Genomic DNA, 15820 nt, shown 5'->3' with positions numbered 1-15820 from the left:
CCCAGCACCCAGCACCCACGAGACAGCACGAGGAGACGACATGACGACGGACAGCCAGATGCAGATCGGCATGGTGGGACTCGGTCGGATGGGCGCGGGGCTCAGCCGCCGCCTGATGGCCGACGGACACACGGTCGCCGCCCACGACGTCGCGCCTGACGCGGTCGAGGCCCTCGCGGCGGAGGGCGCGGTGCCGGTTCACGAGATCGCCGATTTCGTGAGCGCGCTCGACGCGCCGCGCGCCGTGTGGGTGATGGTGCCCGCGGGCGACGTCACCCACTCCGTGATCGCGGCCCTCACCGAGGCTCTCGAGCCGGGCGACACCGTGATCGACGGCGGCAACAGCTACTACCGCGACGACATCGCACACGCGGCCACTCTCGCCGAGTCGGGCATCCACCTCGTGGACTGCGGCACCTCGGGCGGCGTGTGGGGGCTGGAGCGCGGCTTCTGCCTGATGATCGGCGGCGAGACCGAGCCCGTCGAGCGCCTACGGCCCATCTGGGACACCATCTCTCCCGGCGTCGACGCCGCACCCCGGACGCCTGGCATGGAGGGCGACCCGTCCAGCGCGGAGCGCGGCTGGCTGCACTGCGGCCCGAGCGGCGCGGGGCACTTCGTGAAGATGGTGCACAACGGCATCGAGTACGGCCTCATGGCCGCCTACGCCGAGGGCTTCAACCTGCTGCGCAATGCGGACGTCGGCACGCCATCGCGTCAGGCCGACGGTCAGGCCGCCCCCCTCGCGAACCCGGAGTTCTACCAGTACGACATCGACACCGCGGCCGTGTCAGAGGTGTGGCGCCGTGGGTCCGTGGTCGGTTCGTGGCTGCTGGACCTCACCGCCGAGGCTCTCAACCGGGACTCCGACCTCGACGAGTTCTCGGGTTACGTGTCCGATTCGGGAGAGGGCCGGTGGACGTCGATCGCGGCGATCGACGAGGGCGTGCCGACCCCCGTGCTCACCACCGCGCTGTACTCGCGCTTTGCGTCGCGCGACCAGGATCTCTACGCCGAGAAGGTGCTGTCGGCCATGCGCAAGGGCTTCGGCGGCCACGTCGAGCGGCCCACCGGGGAGTAGCCGGCTCGGCCTGTCGCGTCGACCACGGCCGATGCGCGGGCCGGCTCAGGCAGCGACGCGCGGTCCGAGCGCGGCGAGCAGTCCGGCCTCGTCGGCGACGCCCAGGTAGACCTGACCGCCGCCACGCACGGTCAGCACCACCGCCGTGTCGCCACGCACCGAGTACGCCACCGAGTTCGGGAGGCGATGGCTCCACTTCCATCCCCACCCGCCAAAGTCCTTCATGGGCCGGTACGAACGGCGCTCAGCCGAGACCACGTCGTCCAGCGCGATGGCCTTCTTCACCACCCCGGCCAGGGAGACGCGCACGTGAGTCGCGTCGACGGCGATGGTGAGCGGGAGCCACAGCAGCGACACGATGGCCGCGAGCGTGATCGCGCCCATCCACCAGGCCGCTGCGGATTGCTCGGGATCGCTCCACATCCCGCCGGCCGCGAACAGCGTCGCGCACAGCAGGGCCGTGCCGATCAGCACCCACCGCGCGAGTGGATTCTGGTGCGTGTACTGCCGCGAGCGAAAGGCGATCATGGCGACCAGCCTGCCACGCGCATCGGCCGCTCACCGCATGCCTCCCGTCGGAATCCGCCGGGGGCCCACGCGGTTGTCCCCTTCGATAGGGGCACCACGCATCCATGTGGGGTCCGTACCGCACTCGACACCCCGGAGGCACCCATGTCATTCGACCAGCTGACGTTCGACAACCCGGCCGAGCGCTACTCGCACCTCAAGGGCAAGAAGCAGAAGCAGCCCCTCCCCGGCCTGGACCGCGACCTCGACCCGCAGGCGGACCACGGTGAGGAGAGCTACCGCGGCACCGGTCGTCTCGTGGGACGCAAGGCCCTCATCACGGGTGGCGACTCGGGCATCGGCGCGGCCGTCGCCATCGCCTACGCGCGCGAGGGGGCCGACGTGGCCATCAACTACCTCGAGTCGGAGCGCGCCGACGCCGAGCGGATCGGCGGGCTGATCGAGCACGAGGGCGGCAAGGCCATCCTGATTGCGGGCGACATCCGCCACCGCGACTTCTGCCGCGAGCTCGTCGCCAAGGCGGTGGACGCTCTGGGAGGACTCGACATCCTGGTCAACAATGCGGGCCACCAGGTGTACCACGAGGACTTCACCGACATCGGCGACGACGATCTGGATCGCACCATGAAGACCAACGTGTACGCGATGTTCTGGATCACACAGGACGCGCTGCAGCACATGGGCCCGGGCTCGACCATCATCAACACCAGCTCGGTGCAGTCCTACAAGCCCTCCCCCGTCATCGTCGACTACGCGACCACCAAGTCCGCGATCGTGGGCTTCACCAAGGGCCTCGCGATGCAGCTCGCGGAGAAGGGCATTCGCGTCAACACCGTGGCGCCCGGCCCCGTGTGGACGCCCCTCCAGGTGACCGAGGGCCAGCCCCAGGAGAAGCTCGAGGGCTTCGGCGAGGTCACGGCGCTGGGCCGCATGGGCCAGCCGGTCGAGATGGCCCCCGCCTACGTCTTTCTCGCCTCGCCCGAGTCCAGCTACGTGGTGGGCGAGACCATCAACGTGAACGGCGGCATGCCGGTCCCGTGATCGCCGGCGCGGCGCCCGGGCGCGCCGCCCCTCACGGGGCGACGCGCCTGGACATCGCCGGGGCGCGGCGAGCCGAGCGCACGCGGCGCAGCGACCGCGCGTAGAGGCGGCGCAGCAGTCGAAGGCGGCGCAGCAGTCGAAGGCGGCGCAGTCGACGAGTGCGAGACTCGCGGCGCGCATGCTGCGCGTCCGCGACGAGTTCGCGGTGGTCCGCGCGGTGCAGCGCCAGCAGCGCTGCGGGATCCTGGAAGTACATCATTCACCTCCCCTCGTCAGTCGGGCTGCGAGGGCATGCCGGCACGTGCGCGGGCGCGGCAGCGCGACCGCGGGCGTGCGGAGCGGGGGCGCCCTGAGCGTGCCGCGATGATCGCGGCGCGGCGGGCGTGATCACGCCGTCAGGCGTGGAGGGGCGGGGCCGTGCGAGGGGTCCCGCGTGCGGTCAGCGTGTGCCGCCGGGCCCGGGCGTCAGTTGCGGCAGCGGGCGCGGAAGGGGAGCACACGGGTGCGCGCGACGGTGCGCGACGTGATGACGATGGTCATCATGGCGTTCTCCTTCCTGAGGTGATTCGGCCGGCGGCGGGACGCCTCCGGGCTGCAACCGGGATGACGTTACCCCTCGAAGCGATCGGGGGGAAGGACATTTTGCCGATTCGTGACACTGACGCGCAGGATCGGCGCGACCAGCGCCACCGCGACTGCGACGGCCGCCCCCGCCCATGCCAGCGCGGCGAAGGTGGAGCCCGCGACGATCAACCCGGAGGCTCCCCCGCCCGCGGCACTGGACGCGGCGATGAAGAAGTCCGCACGACCCTGGAGGCGCGCGCGCCGCACCAACGGCGGCGCCGTGGACAGCACCTGGGTGCCCGCGACGATTCCGAGGCTCCACCCCATCCCGAGCAGCACCAGCCCGACCGCGATCGGAACCAGCGACTCCCCCGGGGCCAGCGCGAGCGTGGTGGCGGCCGCGATCAGCGTCAGGCTCGCCGCGATGACGGTCGGCACCACGCCCCAGCGGTCGACCACCAGGCCCGACAGCGGGGCGGGGAGGTACATCGCGGCGACGTGAAGCGAGATCACGGTCGCCGCCGCGGAGAGCGTGTGGCCATGCGCGGTCATGTGGACCGGCGTCATGGTCATCACTCCCACCATGACCGCCTGCGTGCCGACCATGGCGGCGATGGCGCCCACGACCCGGGGTCGCCACCGCGGCTCCCCCTCGTCCTCGGTCACCTGAGCCGGCGAGGCTTGCGCCAGCGGGGCGTCCGCCGGCCTCGCGCCGAGCCGGAGCGCGAGCAGCAGCGGGTCGGGACGCAGCCACAGGGCGAGCACGGCGGCACCCACCGCGTATGCGAGGGCCGCCACCGCGAACGGGCCCGTGAGCGCGCTCAGCCCCCACGGCTCGACCAGTCCACCCGACGCCTCGGCCAGCTGCGGGCCGAGCACGGCGCCCGCGGTCGTCGCGACCAGCACGATGGCCGATGCGCGGGCGCGCTTGGCGGGTGGGGCCAGGTCGGCGCCGGCGTAGCGGGCCTGAAGGTTGGCCGCCGTTCCCGCTCCATAGACGAACAGGGAGGCGAACAGCAGCGGCACCGAGTCGATCGCCGCGGCGAGCACGACGCCCACGGCGCCGACCGCGCCGGCGGCATAGCCCCACGCCAGGCCCACGCGGCGTCCTCGTCGCTGAGAGAGGGCGCCGATCAGCACAGCGGCCCCTCCGGACCCGAGGGCGAACAGCAGCGCCGGGACGCCTGCGGCCGAGGTGGAGTCCAGCATCTCGGCGGCGAGCAGCGCCCCCACGGTGACTCCGGCGGCGAGGCCGGCCCCCGAGAGGATCTGGGCGATGACCAGCGTTCGCAGGACCGCCCGCTGAGCCGTCGCCCGCTCGTCTGCGTCGCCCTCCCGCGCGACCTCCGGCTCGGCCGTCACGGCGTCGAGACCAGGTCGAGCGCGCGCCACTCCAGCACGCCCACCTCCGTCACCCGGGCGGTGCGGCCGTGACCCCGGAGGATCTCGACGGCATCGTGCGAGAGCGAGCAGAAGCGCCCGCGGCAGTACACGACGTACGACGCCTCGTCCGGCAGCTCCCGCATGCGCTCCTCGAGTTCGGCGACCGGCACGTTGACGGCGCCGTCGTAGTGGCCGTGAGCGAACTCCTCGGCGGGGCGCACGTCGAGCACCACCTCGTGGCTCGCGCCCGCCGGCGAGGGGCCGTCATCTTCCCCGCGCGGCGCGACGACGTCGTACAGCCGCAGCAGCAGCGCCGTCACGTGGTCGCCCGCGAGCGCGTAGACCACCGTGGTGCCGTCGCGCCGGGCGGCGACCAGTCCCGCGTCCTTGAGCACCTGCAGGTGGGCCGAGGCGGTGGTGAGCTTGACGCCCGCGAGGTCGGCGAGATCGCCCACGCTCCGGTCCGCCTGCGCCAGCAGCTCCAGCATCGACACACGCGTGCCGTGCGCGAGGCCCTTGCCCACCCGCGCGACGGCGTCGAGGGAGTCGGCCTTGGTGCGGGCATCGGCCTTATTCCATAAATCCATGGAATACACGATAGCGCGCGGCACGCGGCCGCGCCAGCGGATCGGCCGCCTCTGGCTCCGCTCAGCCGCCCATCGCGGTGATCACGATCAGCGCCACGTTCAATGCGACGATCGCGGCCACCACCACCCAGCCGACCACGCGCAGCGGCAGCCCCGAGGCGTGCTCGCCCATCACCGAGCGGTCGCTCGTGAGCCGCACCAGCGGGATGAGTGCGAACGGGATGCCCAGGCTCAGCACCACCTGGCTCAGCACCAGCGCCCACGTGGGGTCGACTCCCATGGCGATCACCACGAGGGCGGGCACGAGGGTGATGAGCCGGCGCGTCAGGAGGGGGATGCGCCGGTGCAGCAGCCCGCCCATGATGACCGCGCCCGCGTACGCCCCCACCGAGGTCGCGGCGAGGCCGGACGCCAGCAGCCCCACCGCGAACACCACGCCGATGATGGGGCCGAGGTTGGCCTCGATGGCGGCGTGAGCGCCCGCGATCGTGTCCGTCCCGCCGACTCCGCGCAGCGATGCGGCCGCGAGCAGCAGCATCGCGATGTTCACCGATCCCGCGATCACCAGGGACCACAGCACGTCGAGCTTCGTGGCGCGCAGCAGCACCGGCAACCGCGACCGCGATGCACCGGCCCCCGCCTCGTTGGCGCGAGAGACGGCCGCGGCCCGGTGGGCGCGCACCTCAGCCGGCACCGTGGGCTCAACGAGCTCCGTGGCCTCGATCAGCCCTCGGGGCTCCGCCTTGGCGGCAACCTCGGCCGCGTCCCTCTGCCCTGGCAGATGGCGGTCGCGCGCGAGCGCGGAGTGCAGGTAGATCGCGTGCGGCATCACCGTCGCACCGAGCATCGACGCGGCGAGCAGGACGGTGCCCGAATCCCCGAATCGCGGCACCAGCCCGCCCGCGGTCTCAGCCCAGTCCACCGGGGACACGAACAGGCCCGCGAGGAAGCCCACGGCGATGATCGCGAGAAAGCCGATGATCACGAACTCGAACGGCCGCTGGCCCTTGCGGGAGTGAACAGCGAGCAGGAGCATCGACACCGCGCCGGTGATGAGGCCTCCCCACACCAGCGGCAGCCCGAACAGCAGGTTGAGGGCGATCGCTCCCCCGATCACCTCGGCGAGGTCGGTGGCGGCCGCGACCACCTCCGCCTGCCCCCAGTACGGCAGGCGGCTGCGGGTGCCCAGTCGTGCGCCCAGCAGCTCCGGCAGCGACCTGCCGGTGACCAGGCCGAGCTTGGCGCTCAGGTACTGAATGAGCACCGCCATCGCGTTGGACACCACCAGCACCCACACCAGCAGGTAGCCGTACTCGGCCCCCGCCGTGAGATTCGCCGCCACGTTGCCGGGGTCCACGTATGCCACGGCGGCCACGAATGCGGGGCCGAGCAGCATCCACAGGCGATGCTCGGGACGGCGCCCCGCACCGCCTGCGGGCGCCGCCGCGGCGGGCGTCGCAGGACGAGGTTTCGGCATGCCGAACAATCTAACACCGAGACTTCGGCACTCCGAACTTGCGAGAAGAGACGAGGCCGGTCCGGCGATCGAGGCGCCGATCGTCGGGGCGCGGTCAGCGGGGCGCGAGCATCATGATCCCCGCGCCGATCAGGCACAGGGACGCGCCGGTCCAGTCCCACACGTCGGGCTTGAACCGGTCCACCACGATTCCCCACGCGAGGGACCCCGCCACGAAGATGCCGCCGTACGCCGCGAGGATGCGCCCAAAGTGGGGGTCGGGCTGGAAGGTCGCGATCACGCCATACAGCGCCAGCGACACCACACCGAGCCCGACGAACACCGCGCCCCTGTGCTCGCGCAGCCCCTGCCACACGAGCCACGCGCCGCCGATCTCGGCGATCGCGGCCGCGACGAATAGCAGGATCACCCGGGCGACGTGCATGGCCGCGACGCTATCAGCGACCCTCTAGTTCACGAGTTCTCGGTACAGCGCGTACTCGTAGTCCGAGTAGGTGCAGAACGTCACGGCGCTGATCGACGGGTGATCCTGGACCGCCTCGCGCACGGTCGACACCGCCACCTCGGCCGCGCGGTCCTGGGGGAAGCCGTAGGTTCCGGTGGCGATGCACGGGAAGGCGATGGTCGCCAGGCCGTGGCCCGCCGCGAGCGCTATCGAGTTCCGGTAGCACTCGGCGAGCACCTCGGCCTCGCCATGACCGCCGCCCCTCCAGAACGGACCCACCGTGTGGATGACGTGCGTCGCGGGCAGCTGGTAGCCGCCCGTCATCTTCGCCTCTCCGGGTTCGCAACCGCCGAGCTCGCGGCACTCTTCGTGAAGCCCCCTGCCGGCCGCGCGGTGGATCGCGCCGTCCACTCCCCCGCCGCCGAGCAGGGTCTCGTTCGCCGCGTTGACGATCGTGTCGACGGCCAGCGTCGTGATGTCGTCCTGGATCACTGAGAGCTCGGTCATGCCCCTAGTGTCGCCCGGTTTCCGCGGTAATGCAGGCTCGACCCCCCGGTCACGGGGCGGGTCGTGCGGTGATGATCCCCGCGTAAGGGCCGGACAGCGCGCCCGGCTCCGCCATGCCCGCGACCCACAGGTCGGAGATCTGACCGTCCAGGTAGAGCGCGTCATCGATGCCCAGCGCGTCGCGGAACAGGGTCGCGAAGTCCCACAGGTTCGTCAGCCCCCACGACATCGCGAGCGTGACCGTGGTGCCGCCGGGACTCACGCCCACCCCCGATCGCAGGGCCAGGTTGTCCGAGCCCTCGCGGAACTCGGGGTGGACCTCCGAGTCGAGCACCAGCGCCGGCCCCGACTGGGTGGCATGGAGCACGCCGGCCGGCTCGTACGCGGTGCTGTCCACCACCGTCGCCGTGCCGTCCTCGAGCACCGCGAACACCGCGTTGGGCATGAGGTGGAAGTTGCCGCCGCCGTCCGAGAGGTTCAGTCCCACCAGCTCCTCGCCGTCGCTCACCAGCAGCCCTCCGGGCTCGACCTCGGGCGTGAAGATGCCCGCGTTGGTGGCGACCGCGACGGCCGGGTCGGCGTCGATGACGTCCGCGAGCATGGTGCCGCCCGGCTCCCAGTCCACGCGCACGTCCCATTCGTCCAGGGGCAAAGTCACCACCAGGTAGTCGCGACCGGCATGCTCGACCATCTCGGCATCCACCACGTCGGCGCCAGCGGCCGATGCGCCCGTCGGTTCTCCCCCCGGCGTCGGCTCGGGTGCGGGCAGGGTGGCAGCGGGCTCCGGGTCGGCGGTGACCGTGACGCGCGGGGTCGAGGGCGGATCGGCCGCGCACGCCGCGATCGCGAGCGCCGTCAGCGCCGCGGTGCAGCATGCCGCGGCCAGCCGCGGGAGCGAGGAGGCAGCCACGCGCCGGCCGCTCACAGCTCGAGCCGTATCTGCTCGGCATCCAGTTGCGCGAGGGCGGCGGCCAGCGCGGCCGAGCTGAAGGCGCCCAGCGCGCGCACATCGAGCAGCGCCTCGCGCTCCGCCTCGATGACGGCGATCCGGTGATCGCGGTCCTCGTCCTCCGCGGTGGCCTCGGCGGACAGGGGGAAGCCGCGATCATCGGTGGGGCTGACGGTCTCGGGATCGGCACGGTCGCTCTGCTCGGCCTCCCGCCGGTCCTGTGATCGCTCCCGGGTCTCGCGCAGGTGCTGACGCTCGTCCTCGACGGCCGCGTCCAGCACCTCCCGCAGCCCAGCGGACTCGACGGCGAGCTCCTCGGGGGTCGCCGCGCGGGCGGGCTTCAGCAGGCGCAGCATCCACGTCATGGTCCCGCCCTGAATCACCAGCGAGCCGATCGCGACGAGATAGGCGATCAGCACCAGCAGCGAGCGGCCCGGGGTGTCGAAGGGCAGTGTCTGGGCCGCGGCGACGGTGACGACGCCGCGCATGCCGGCCCACACCATGACGCCGCCCTCGCGCGGGCCCAGGGGCGAACGGAGCAGGAACCCGTGGTCCGCACCGGTCCGGGCGATGCGCCGCTTGACCTCCTCGACGCGCGACTGGTGCGGGATCGCGGGATTGGCGCGTCGCACCAGCCGGGACACGTGGTGCGCCGCGCGGGCGGCGGGGCCGGGCTGCTCCAAGGCCTTGCGCAGGCGCGGCCGCATTCGCTGCGACCGCCGAGCGGCGTGGCGCTGAATCACCAGCAGCGGCGCCACGAAAGCCGCACGCGTGACGAGCGCCGCCACCAGCACCAGGCCCGCCGCGCCGAACGCGAACAGCACGCCCAGGTCGTCCTGGCTCACATCCTCGATGGTCCGGAGCAGCTCGAGCCCCAGAATCAGGTAGATCGCCCCTTCGAGCATGAGCTCCGCGGTGTGCCAGTTCTGCTGATGAGAGCGGCGCACCTGCGGGGAGAGCCGGCGCGCCGCGCCGTTGCCGCTCACCAGGCCCGCGACCACGGCCGCCACCAGGCCAGAGGCGCCGACCGCATCGGCCGGCAGCGAGGCGAGGAACGGCACCGCGAACGAGAACACCGTGGCGGCGTTCACGTCCGTCATCCGCGATCGCACCCACAGGCTGACCCGGCCGACGATCCAGCCGATCACCACCGCGACCACCATGGAGACCACGAAGTCGACGGCGACGGTCCACAGGCTCACGGCCGATGCAGTGGCGGCCACGGCGGCTCGCAGCAGCACGAGGGCGGCGGCGTCGTTGAAGAGGCTCTCCCCATCGAGCAGCGCGACCAGGCGCGGCGACACCCCCTGTCGCTTGACGATCGCCGTCGCCACCGCATCGGTGGGGCTGACGATCGCGCCGAGCGCGAAGGCCCACGGCCACGACAGGGCGGGGAACATCCAGTAGAAGACCACGCCCATCAGCACGGTCGTGACGATGGTGAGAGCGACCGACAGGGCGCCGATGGACCGGAAGTCGCGCCTGAAGTCCGTGGCCGGCACGGACACCCCCGCGGCGTACAGCAGCGGCGGCAGCACCCCGGCGAGGATCAGCTGCGGGTCGACGGAGATCTCCGGGCCGAAAGGCACCAGGCTCGCGCCCACCCCGAGCGCCACCAGCACCAGCGGGGACGCGACCCCCAGGCGCGGGCTGAGGACCGTGGCGAAGGCGATCGCGACGAGCGCGATGACGCCGATCACGAGGAGGTCCACGCGCCCATCGTAGGCAACGCGGGCGGGGCTGAACTGCGACCGGGCGCGGCGCTGGTGCCCCGTCGCGGGCACGCCGGCGGGCTCGGCGCCGTCGCCGCCGCTCAGAACAGCGTGGGCTCCGACTGCAGTTCGGCGAGGTTGGCGCGGGCGCCCGTCGCGAGCCCACCGGGAGAGTTCGCGGTGCGGCGCCACTCGCCCTGGTCGTCCCGCGCATCGACGCGGCGCGCCGGCGCCGTGTCCACCGAGGTCGAGCCCATGGACCCGGTGTTGGGGTCCTCCGGCGCGCGCTCGAGCCCGTGCGCCTCGATCAGCGGCTTGATGCGGGCCGCGAGCCAGCGACGATACTCCTTGGGTGCGTAGGCGCCGTCGCCGTACAGCTCGCGATAGCGCGGCGTGAGATCCGGCCGGTGCGTGTTGAGCCACCGCGCGTACCACTCCTTGACGCCGGGACGCAGGTGGAGGGCCGTGTAGGTGACCGACGTCGCACCCGCGGCCTTGATGCGGGCCAGGGCGCCGTCCAGGTGCTCCTCGGAGTCGGTGAGGAACGGCAGGATCGGCATCATGAACACCGCGACGTCGAAGCCGGCCTCAGCCGCCGCGGCGACGGTCGCGAGCCGCGCCTTCGTGGTGGGGGTGCCGGGCTCCATGGACTGCTGGAGCTCGTCGTCGGCGATCGCGATGGACAGCGCGAGGTCGACGGGGACCTGGGTCGCCGCCTGGGCAAGGCGGGGCAGGTCGCGGCGCAGCAGCGAGCCCTTGGTGAGGATGGACAGCGGAGTGCCGGACTCGGCGAGCGCGTCGATGATTCCGGGCATGAGCTTGTAGCGGCCCTCGGCGCGCTGGTACGGGTCCGTGTTGGTGCCGAGCGCCACGTGCTCGCGGGTCCAGGACTTCTTGGCGAGGTCCGCCCTCAGCGCCTCGACGATGTTGATCTTGACGATCAGCTGGCTGTCGAAGTCCTTGCCCTCGTCGAGTTCGAGGTACTTGTGGCTGGGGCGCGCGAAGCAGTACACGCAGGCGTGGGAGCAGCCGCGGTACGGGTTGATGGTCCACGTGAACGGGACCGCGCTAGAGCGCCCCACCTTGTTGAGCGCGCTCTTGGCGAGCACCTCGTGGAAGACCATCCCCTCGAACTCGGGGGTGCGGACCGAGCGCACGAGGTTGCCCATGCGCGCCAGACCCGGCAGCGCATCGGCGCTCTCCGTCGTAACCGCTTGGCCTTCCCATCGCATGGCCCCATTCGAACACGCGTTCGAGTCGCGGTCAAAGACCCGGCCGCGCGCGTGTCGCGCGGGCACGCCGAGCCTCCCCCGCATCGGCCCCTCACCATGACCGCCGGGACGAAGGTCCCTTGACCCAGCCTTGACGAAAGCCATACTCATGGGAGGCGACCCCGCGCCGAGATCACCCGCACCGTGACACCGAGCCGCTGCACGACCGACCCCCGCGAGGAGCCACCATGACCACCACCACGACCGCCACCGACCTGAGCGGCGTCGCCCTCGCTCCCGACGTTCGCCGCGTGCTCGACGCCGCCCCCTCCGTGACCGTGCCCGCGACGCGCGCGGAGCTGTACGCCCTCGCCCTCGGCCCCGACGGCGGGCCGGAGTTCTCGGTGGACTACGACGTGGACGGGGAGACCATCACGGAGGCGACCGTGACCCGGTGCCGCAACGGGCTGGCGGTCAACTACCCCGAGGACTACATGCGCCGGCGCGACCCGCAGTGCATGGTGATCGCGGACTGGCGCCCCACGGACAAGACGCGCTTCGTGGACCGGTTCGGTCACGGCTTCTCCGACACGCGCGCCGACACCCTCGCGTGGCTCGCGCGCCAGGACCTGGTGGTGGTGCCGTTCAAGGCCGGCGGCCCGGTCTACGGCTCGCCCTCGCTCGCGATCGTGCCCGCGAACTCCGCGTTCTTCGCGCTGGCCCTCGTGGACCTGCAGGGATGGGTGACGCTCGACGAGCTGGGACCCTTCGAGCCGCGCTCGATCCTGTACGTCGCTCCCCCGTTCCGTCACAGCCACTTCGAGGGCCGCCAGGTGGTGGTGCACGATCGCTCGGAGACGCTGCACGAGATCTTCGCCTACAACCTGTACCCGGGGCCGAGCGCCAAGAAGGGCGTGTTCTCCGTGCTGCTGGACATCGGCGAGGCGGAGGGGTGGATCACCGCCCATGCCTCGTCCGTCCGGGTCACGACGCCGTACGACAACGACACGGTGGTGATGCACGAGGGCGCCTCTGGCGGCGGCAAGTCGGAGATGTGCCAGGACCTGCGGCGCGAGGACGACGGCCGGATCCTGCTGGGCGCGAATGTCGTCACGGAGGAGCCGTACTACATCACGCTGTCCGAGACCTCGGACCTGTCCCCCGTCACCGACGACATGACGCTGTGCCACCCCGCCGTCCAGGACGGCAGCGGCCGCATGGTGGTCGCGGACGCGGAGGACGGGTGGTTCGTGCGCGTGGACAACCTGCGCACCTACGGCGAGGACCCGCACCTCGAGCGCGCCGTCATCCACCCGGACGCGCCGCTGGTGTTCTTCAACATCCACGGCGTGGCCGACGCGACGGTGCTGCCGTGGGAGCACACGCTCGACTCGACGGGAAAGCCGTGCCCCAACCCCCGCGTGGTGATCCCCCGACGGATGATCGAGGACATCGTCGACGTGCCGCAGCCGGTGGACGTACGCACCTTCGGCGTGCGCATGCCCGCGTGCACGCGCGACGCCCCGAGCTACGGGATCATGGGCCTGGCCCACTTCGTGCCGCCCGCCGTCGCGTGGCTGTGGCGGCTCGTGGCCCCGCGCGGAGACAAGAATCCGTCGATCGGCGAGGCGGCCGATGCGCTCGACCGGCTCGAGCATGGCGGCATGGTCTCAGAGGGCGTGGGTTCGTACTGGCCGTTCTCGACCGGCACCAAGGTGGCGGCCGCGAACCTGCTGCTCGACCAGCTCCTCACGTACGACCGCACCCGCTACGTGCTGACACCCAACCAGCACGTGGGGGCATACCGGGTGGGGTTCTCCGCCGAATGGCTCACGCGGGAGTGGCTGGCGCGCAAGGGCGGCGGGCGCATGCGCGCCGAACAGCTGGAGCCCGCGCGGTGCGCGCTGTTCGGCTACAGCCCCAAGCAGATCACCCTGGACGGGCAGCCCGTGCGGCGCACGCTGCTGCGGCCCGAGATGCAGTCGCAGGTGGGGCTCGAGGCGTACGACGAGGGCTGCCGGATCCTCACCGGCTTCTTCAAGTCGGAGCTCGCCCAGTTCCTCACGCCCGACCTGTCGGACCTGGGGCGGCGCATCATCGACACGTGCCTCGCGGACGGCACGGTGGAGGACTACGAGGCCCTCACCCCCACGTACCTGTAGCCGAGCGCGCGGGTGGGCGCGGGCGTAGCCTCAAAGCATGGCCGATGCGCGTGCCCGCGGCAGTCCCGACGTCAGGGTCGCGACCATTCAGGACGCGACGGTGCTGGCGCGCATGCTGTGGGACTTCAACACCGAGTTCCACTGACCGCTCGCCCCGAACGCACACGGCACGGCGCGGACGGTGACCGTCCGCGCCGTGCCGTTGCTGCAGGGGGTGTGGCTAGTGGCCGCCGCCCAGGTTCCCGGCGAGTAGGTCCAGACGGGTCTGGGTGTCCTCGTTGGCCCCGACGATCGTGACGGACTTGCCCTTCTTGGCGTACTTGTGGCGCACTGCGTCGAGGGCCGCGACGGTCGACGCGTCCCACACGTGCGCCCCGGAGATGTCGATGACGATCTCGTGCGGGTCGCCCGAATAGTCGAACTGGTAGATCAGGTCGTTCGACGAGGCGAAGAACAGCTCTCCCTCGACCGCGTAGACGCGCTGGTCGTCCTCGTCGGACGCGTCCAGCCGGGTCACCGTGGTGAGGTGAGCGATGCGGCGGGCGAACAGCACCATCGCGGTGAGCACGCCCACGCCCACGCCGATCGCGAGGTTGTGGGTCCACACGGTCACGACGACGGTCGCGATCATCACGGCGGTCTCGGACTTGGGCATCATCTTGAGCGTGCTGGGGTGCACCGAGTGCCAGTCGAACGTGCCGACCGCGACCATGATCATCACGGCGACCAGCGCAGCCATCGGGATGGTGGCCACGATGTCGCCCAGCCCCACCACCAGGATCAGCAGGAACACCCCGGCCAAGAAGGTCGAGATGCGGGTGCGAGCGCCGGAGGCCTTCACGTTGATCATGGTCTGGCCGATCATCGCGCAGCCGCCCATGCCACCGAAGAAGCCGGTGACGATGTTCGCGGTGCCCTGGCCCCAGGTCTCGCGGGTCTTGTTCGAGTGCGTGTCGGTGACATCGTCCACGAGCTTGGCGGTCAGCAGCGACTCGATGATTCCGACCAAGGCCATGGCGAGGGCGTACGGCGCGATGATCTGGAGCGTCTCGAGGTTGAGCGGGACGTCGGGGATGAACAGGCTCGGCAGCGAACGGGGCAGCTCTCCCTCGTCCCCCACCGTGGGGACGTTGATCACGGCGAGAATGGCGGCCGCGGTGAGGAACACGATCGCGACGAGCGGCGCGGGCACCACCTTGGTCCAGCGTGGCATCAGCACCATGATGATGATGCCGATCGCGACCATCGGATAGACAGCCCACGGCACATCGACAAGGTGCGGGATCTGCGACATGAAGATCAGGATCGCGAGTGCGTTGACGAATCCCACCATGACCGAGCGCGGGATGAACCGCATCATCTTGGCGACTCCCAGCACGCTGAGCACCACCTGCAGCGCCCCGGCCAAGATCACCGTGGCGATGAAGTAGTCCATCCCGTACTCGCGCACGACGGGCGCGATGACCAGCGCGATCGCTCCGGTCGCTGCAGAGATCATCGCGGGGCGGCCTCCCACGAAGGCGATCGTCACCGCCATGGTGAAGGAGGCGAACAGGCCCAGTCGGGGGTCCACACCCGCGATGATCGAGAAGGCGATGGCCTCGGGGATCAGCGCGAGTGCCACGACGAGCCCGGCGAAGACCTCGGTGCGCAGGCGGCGCGGGGACTTCAGCGCCTCCAGGACGGAGAAAGACTCGTCGGCCTCGGGCGCACCCTTCACGGGTACGGGTTCAGGAGCGGGATCGGCCAGGTATGGGCGGGCGTTATCTGACACGCAGCATTCCTTCGTGTGTTGCGGGCGCGCACGCCCGAGAACCAGCGCCATGTCGGCGCGGACCCTGATGGGGACTGGACTGGAGCGCGCAGCACTGCGCAAGATCGACGCGAGATGGTCGCGATGCCGGGAGGCGCATGTCGGTGCGGTTCACAGGTTCTCTGTGATCGCACGCAGCGCCCGCCTGGCCGCGCACCACCCTACCCTAACGTCACGGAAGATTCGGGCGGCCCCAGGGTCGCCCCATGACCTGCATGGGGCGCGTCAGCGCCACCGGACTAGTTGTAGTGCCCAGGGACGTTGTTTGAGTTCCGGGCGATGAGGAGAACCTCCGGGCAGAGTGGAGCTGTCTAGTTCTTCGCTCTTAACCCGGAGGTTCTCGTGTCTCACGCTAATGCT

General features: G+C 71.2%; 14 protein-coding genes. 3 read left to right on the top strand and 11 right to left on the bottom strand.

The genetic code is table 11. The features are described from left to right. Window positions 1–40: 40 nt before the first annotated feature. Window positions 41–1081: a phosphogluconate dehydrogenase (NAD(+)-dependent, decarboxylating) gene (gnd, locus tag ACNI14_RS07880; protein ID WP_518486581.1), complete on the top strand. Its 1041-nt coding sequence runs from the start codon at window positions 41–43 to the stop codon at window positions 1079–1081. Between the two features lie 45 nt (window positions 1082–1126). Here gnd and ACNI14_RS07875 read toward each other — a convergent pair whose 3' ends face one another. Continuing rightward, window positions 1127–1609: a hypothetical protein gene (locus tag ACNI14_RS07875; RefSeq protein WP_420519448.1), complete on the bottom strand. Its 483-nt coding sequence runs from the start codon at window positions 1607–1609 to the stop codon at window positions 1127–1129. Window positions 1610–1753: 144 nt separating this feature from the next. Between ACNI14_RS07875 and ACNI14_RS07870 the strand changes: the two genes are divergently transcribed. Beyond that, on the top strand, window positions 1754–2650 hold the full coding sequence (locus ACNI14_RS07870) for an SDR family oxidoreductase (RefSeq protein WP_420519447.1): 897 nt from the start codon (window positions 1754–1756) through the stop codon (window positions 2648–2650). 31 nt (window positions 2651–2681) lie between these two features. On the opposite strand, the gene ACNI14_RS07865 is transcribed toward ACNI14_RS07870, so the two are convergent. From ACNI14_RS07865 to ACNI14_RS07825, 9 genes are all read right to left on the bottom strand, one after another. Then, window positions 2682–2909 carry a hypothetical protein gene (locus ACNI14_RS07865; RefSeq protein ID WP_420519446.1) on the bottom strand — a complete coding sequence of 76 codons (228 nt, stop codon included), beginning with the start codon at window positions 2907–2909 and terminating at the stop codon, window positions 2682–2684. 350 nt (window positions 2910–3259) lie between these two features. Then, window positions 3260–4576 carry an MFS transporter gene (locus ACNI14_RS07860; RefSeq protein WP_420519445.1) on the bottom strand — a complete coding sequence of 439 codons (1317 nt, stop codon included), beginning with the start codon at window positions 4574–4576 and terminating at the stop codon, window positions 3260–3262. Continuing rightward, window positions 4573–5184, bottom strand: a complete 612-nt coding sequence (locus ACNI14_RS07855) for an ArsR/SmtB family transcription factor (RefSeq protein WP_420519444.1) — start codon at window positions 5182–5184, stop codon at window positions 4573–4575. The genes ACNI14_RS07860 and ACNI14_RS07855 overlap by 4 nt, the downstream gene beginning before the upstream one ends. A 61-nt stretch (window positions 5185–5245) precedes the next feature. Next, window positions 5246–6661 carry an Nramp family divalent metal transporter gene (locus tag ACNI14_RS07850; protein ID WP_420519443.1) on the bottom strand — a complete coding sequence of 472 codons (1416 nt, stop codon included), beginning with the start codon at window positions 6659–6661 and terminating at the stop codon, window positions 5246–5248. Between the two features lie 94 nt (window positions 6662–6755). Next, complete coding sequence (locus tag ACNI14_RS07845; protein WP_420519442.1) at window positions 6756–7085, bottom strand: YnfA family protein; 330 nt, start codon at window positions 7083–7085, stop codon at window positions 6756–6758. 24 nt (window positions 7086–7109) lie between these two features. Beyond that, entirely contained in the window at window positions 7110–7613 is a 504-nt protein-coding gene (locus tag ACNI14_RS07840; RefSeq protein ID WP_420519441.1) for an O-acetyl-ADP-ribose deacetylase, read from the bottom strand. Window positions 7614–7662: 49 nt separating this feature from the next. Continuing rightward, complete coding sequence (locus ACNI14_RS07835) at window positions 7663–8523, bottom strand: phosphodiester glycosidase family protein (protein ID WP_420519440.1); 861 nt, start codon at window positions 8521–8523, stop codon at window positions 7663–7665. A gap of 11 nt (window positions 8524–8534) precedes the next feature. Further along, window positions 8535–10274 (bottom strand): cation:proton antiporter, encoded by a 1740-nt coding sequence (locus ACNI14_RS07830; RefSeq protein ID WP_420519439.1) that lies wholly within the window; start codon window positions 10272–10274, stop codon window positions 8535–8537. 101 nt (window positions 10275–10375) lie between these two features. Continuing rightward, complete coding sequence (locus ACNI14_RS07825; RefSeq protein ID WP_420519438.1) at window positions 10376–11506, bottom strand: Rv2578c family radical SAM protein; 1131 nt, start codon at window positions 11504–11506, stop codon at window positions 10376–10378. 227 nt (window positions 11507–11733) lie between these two features. Between ACNI14_RS07825 and ACNI14_RS07820 the strand changes: the two genes are divergently transcribed. Next, window positions 11734–13647, top strand: a complete 1914-nt coding sequence (locus ACNI14_RS07820) for a DUF4914 family protein (RefSeq protein WP_420519437.1) — start codon at window positions 11734–11736, stop codon at window positions 13645–13647. Window positions 13648–13867: 220 nt separating this feature from the next. Here the strand turns inward: ACNI14_RS07820 and ACNI14_RS07815 are convergent, their stop codons facing one another. Then, on the bottom strand, window positions 13868–15367 hold the full coding sequence (locus ACNI14_RS07815; protein ID WP_420519849.1) for a SulP family inorganic anion transporter: 1500 nt from the start codon (window positions 15365–15367) through the stop codon (window positions 13868–13870). Window positions 15368–15820: the final 453 nt, after the last annotated feature.

This window comes from Demequina pilifera, from assembly GCF_048814985.1.
Taxonomy (GTDB): Bacteria; Actinomycetota; Actinomycetes; order Actinomycetales; family Demequinaceae; genus Demequina.
This window is presented reverse-complemented; position numbering and strand designations above follow the sequence as displayed.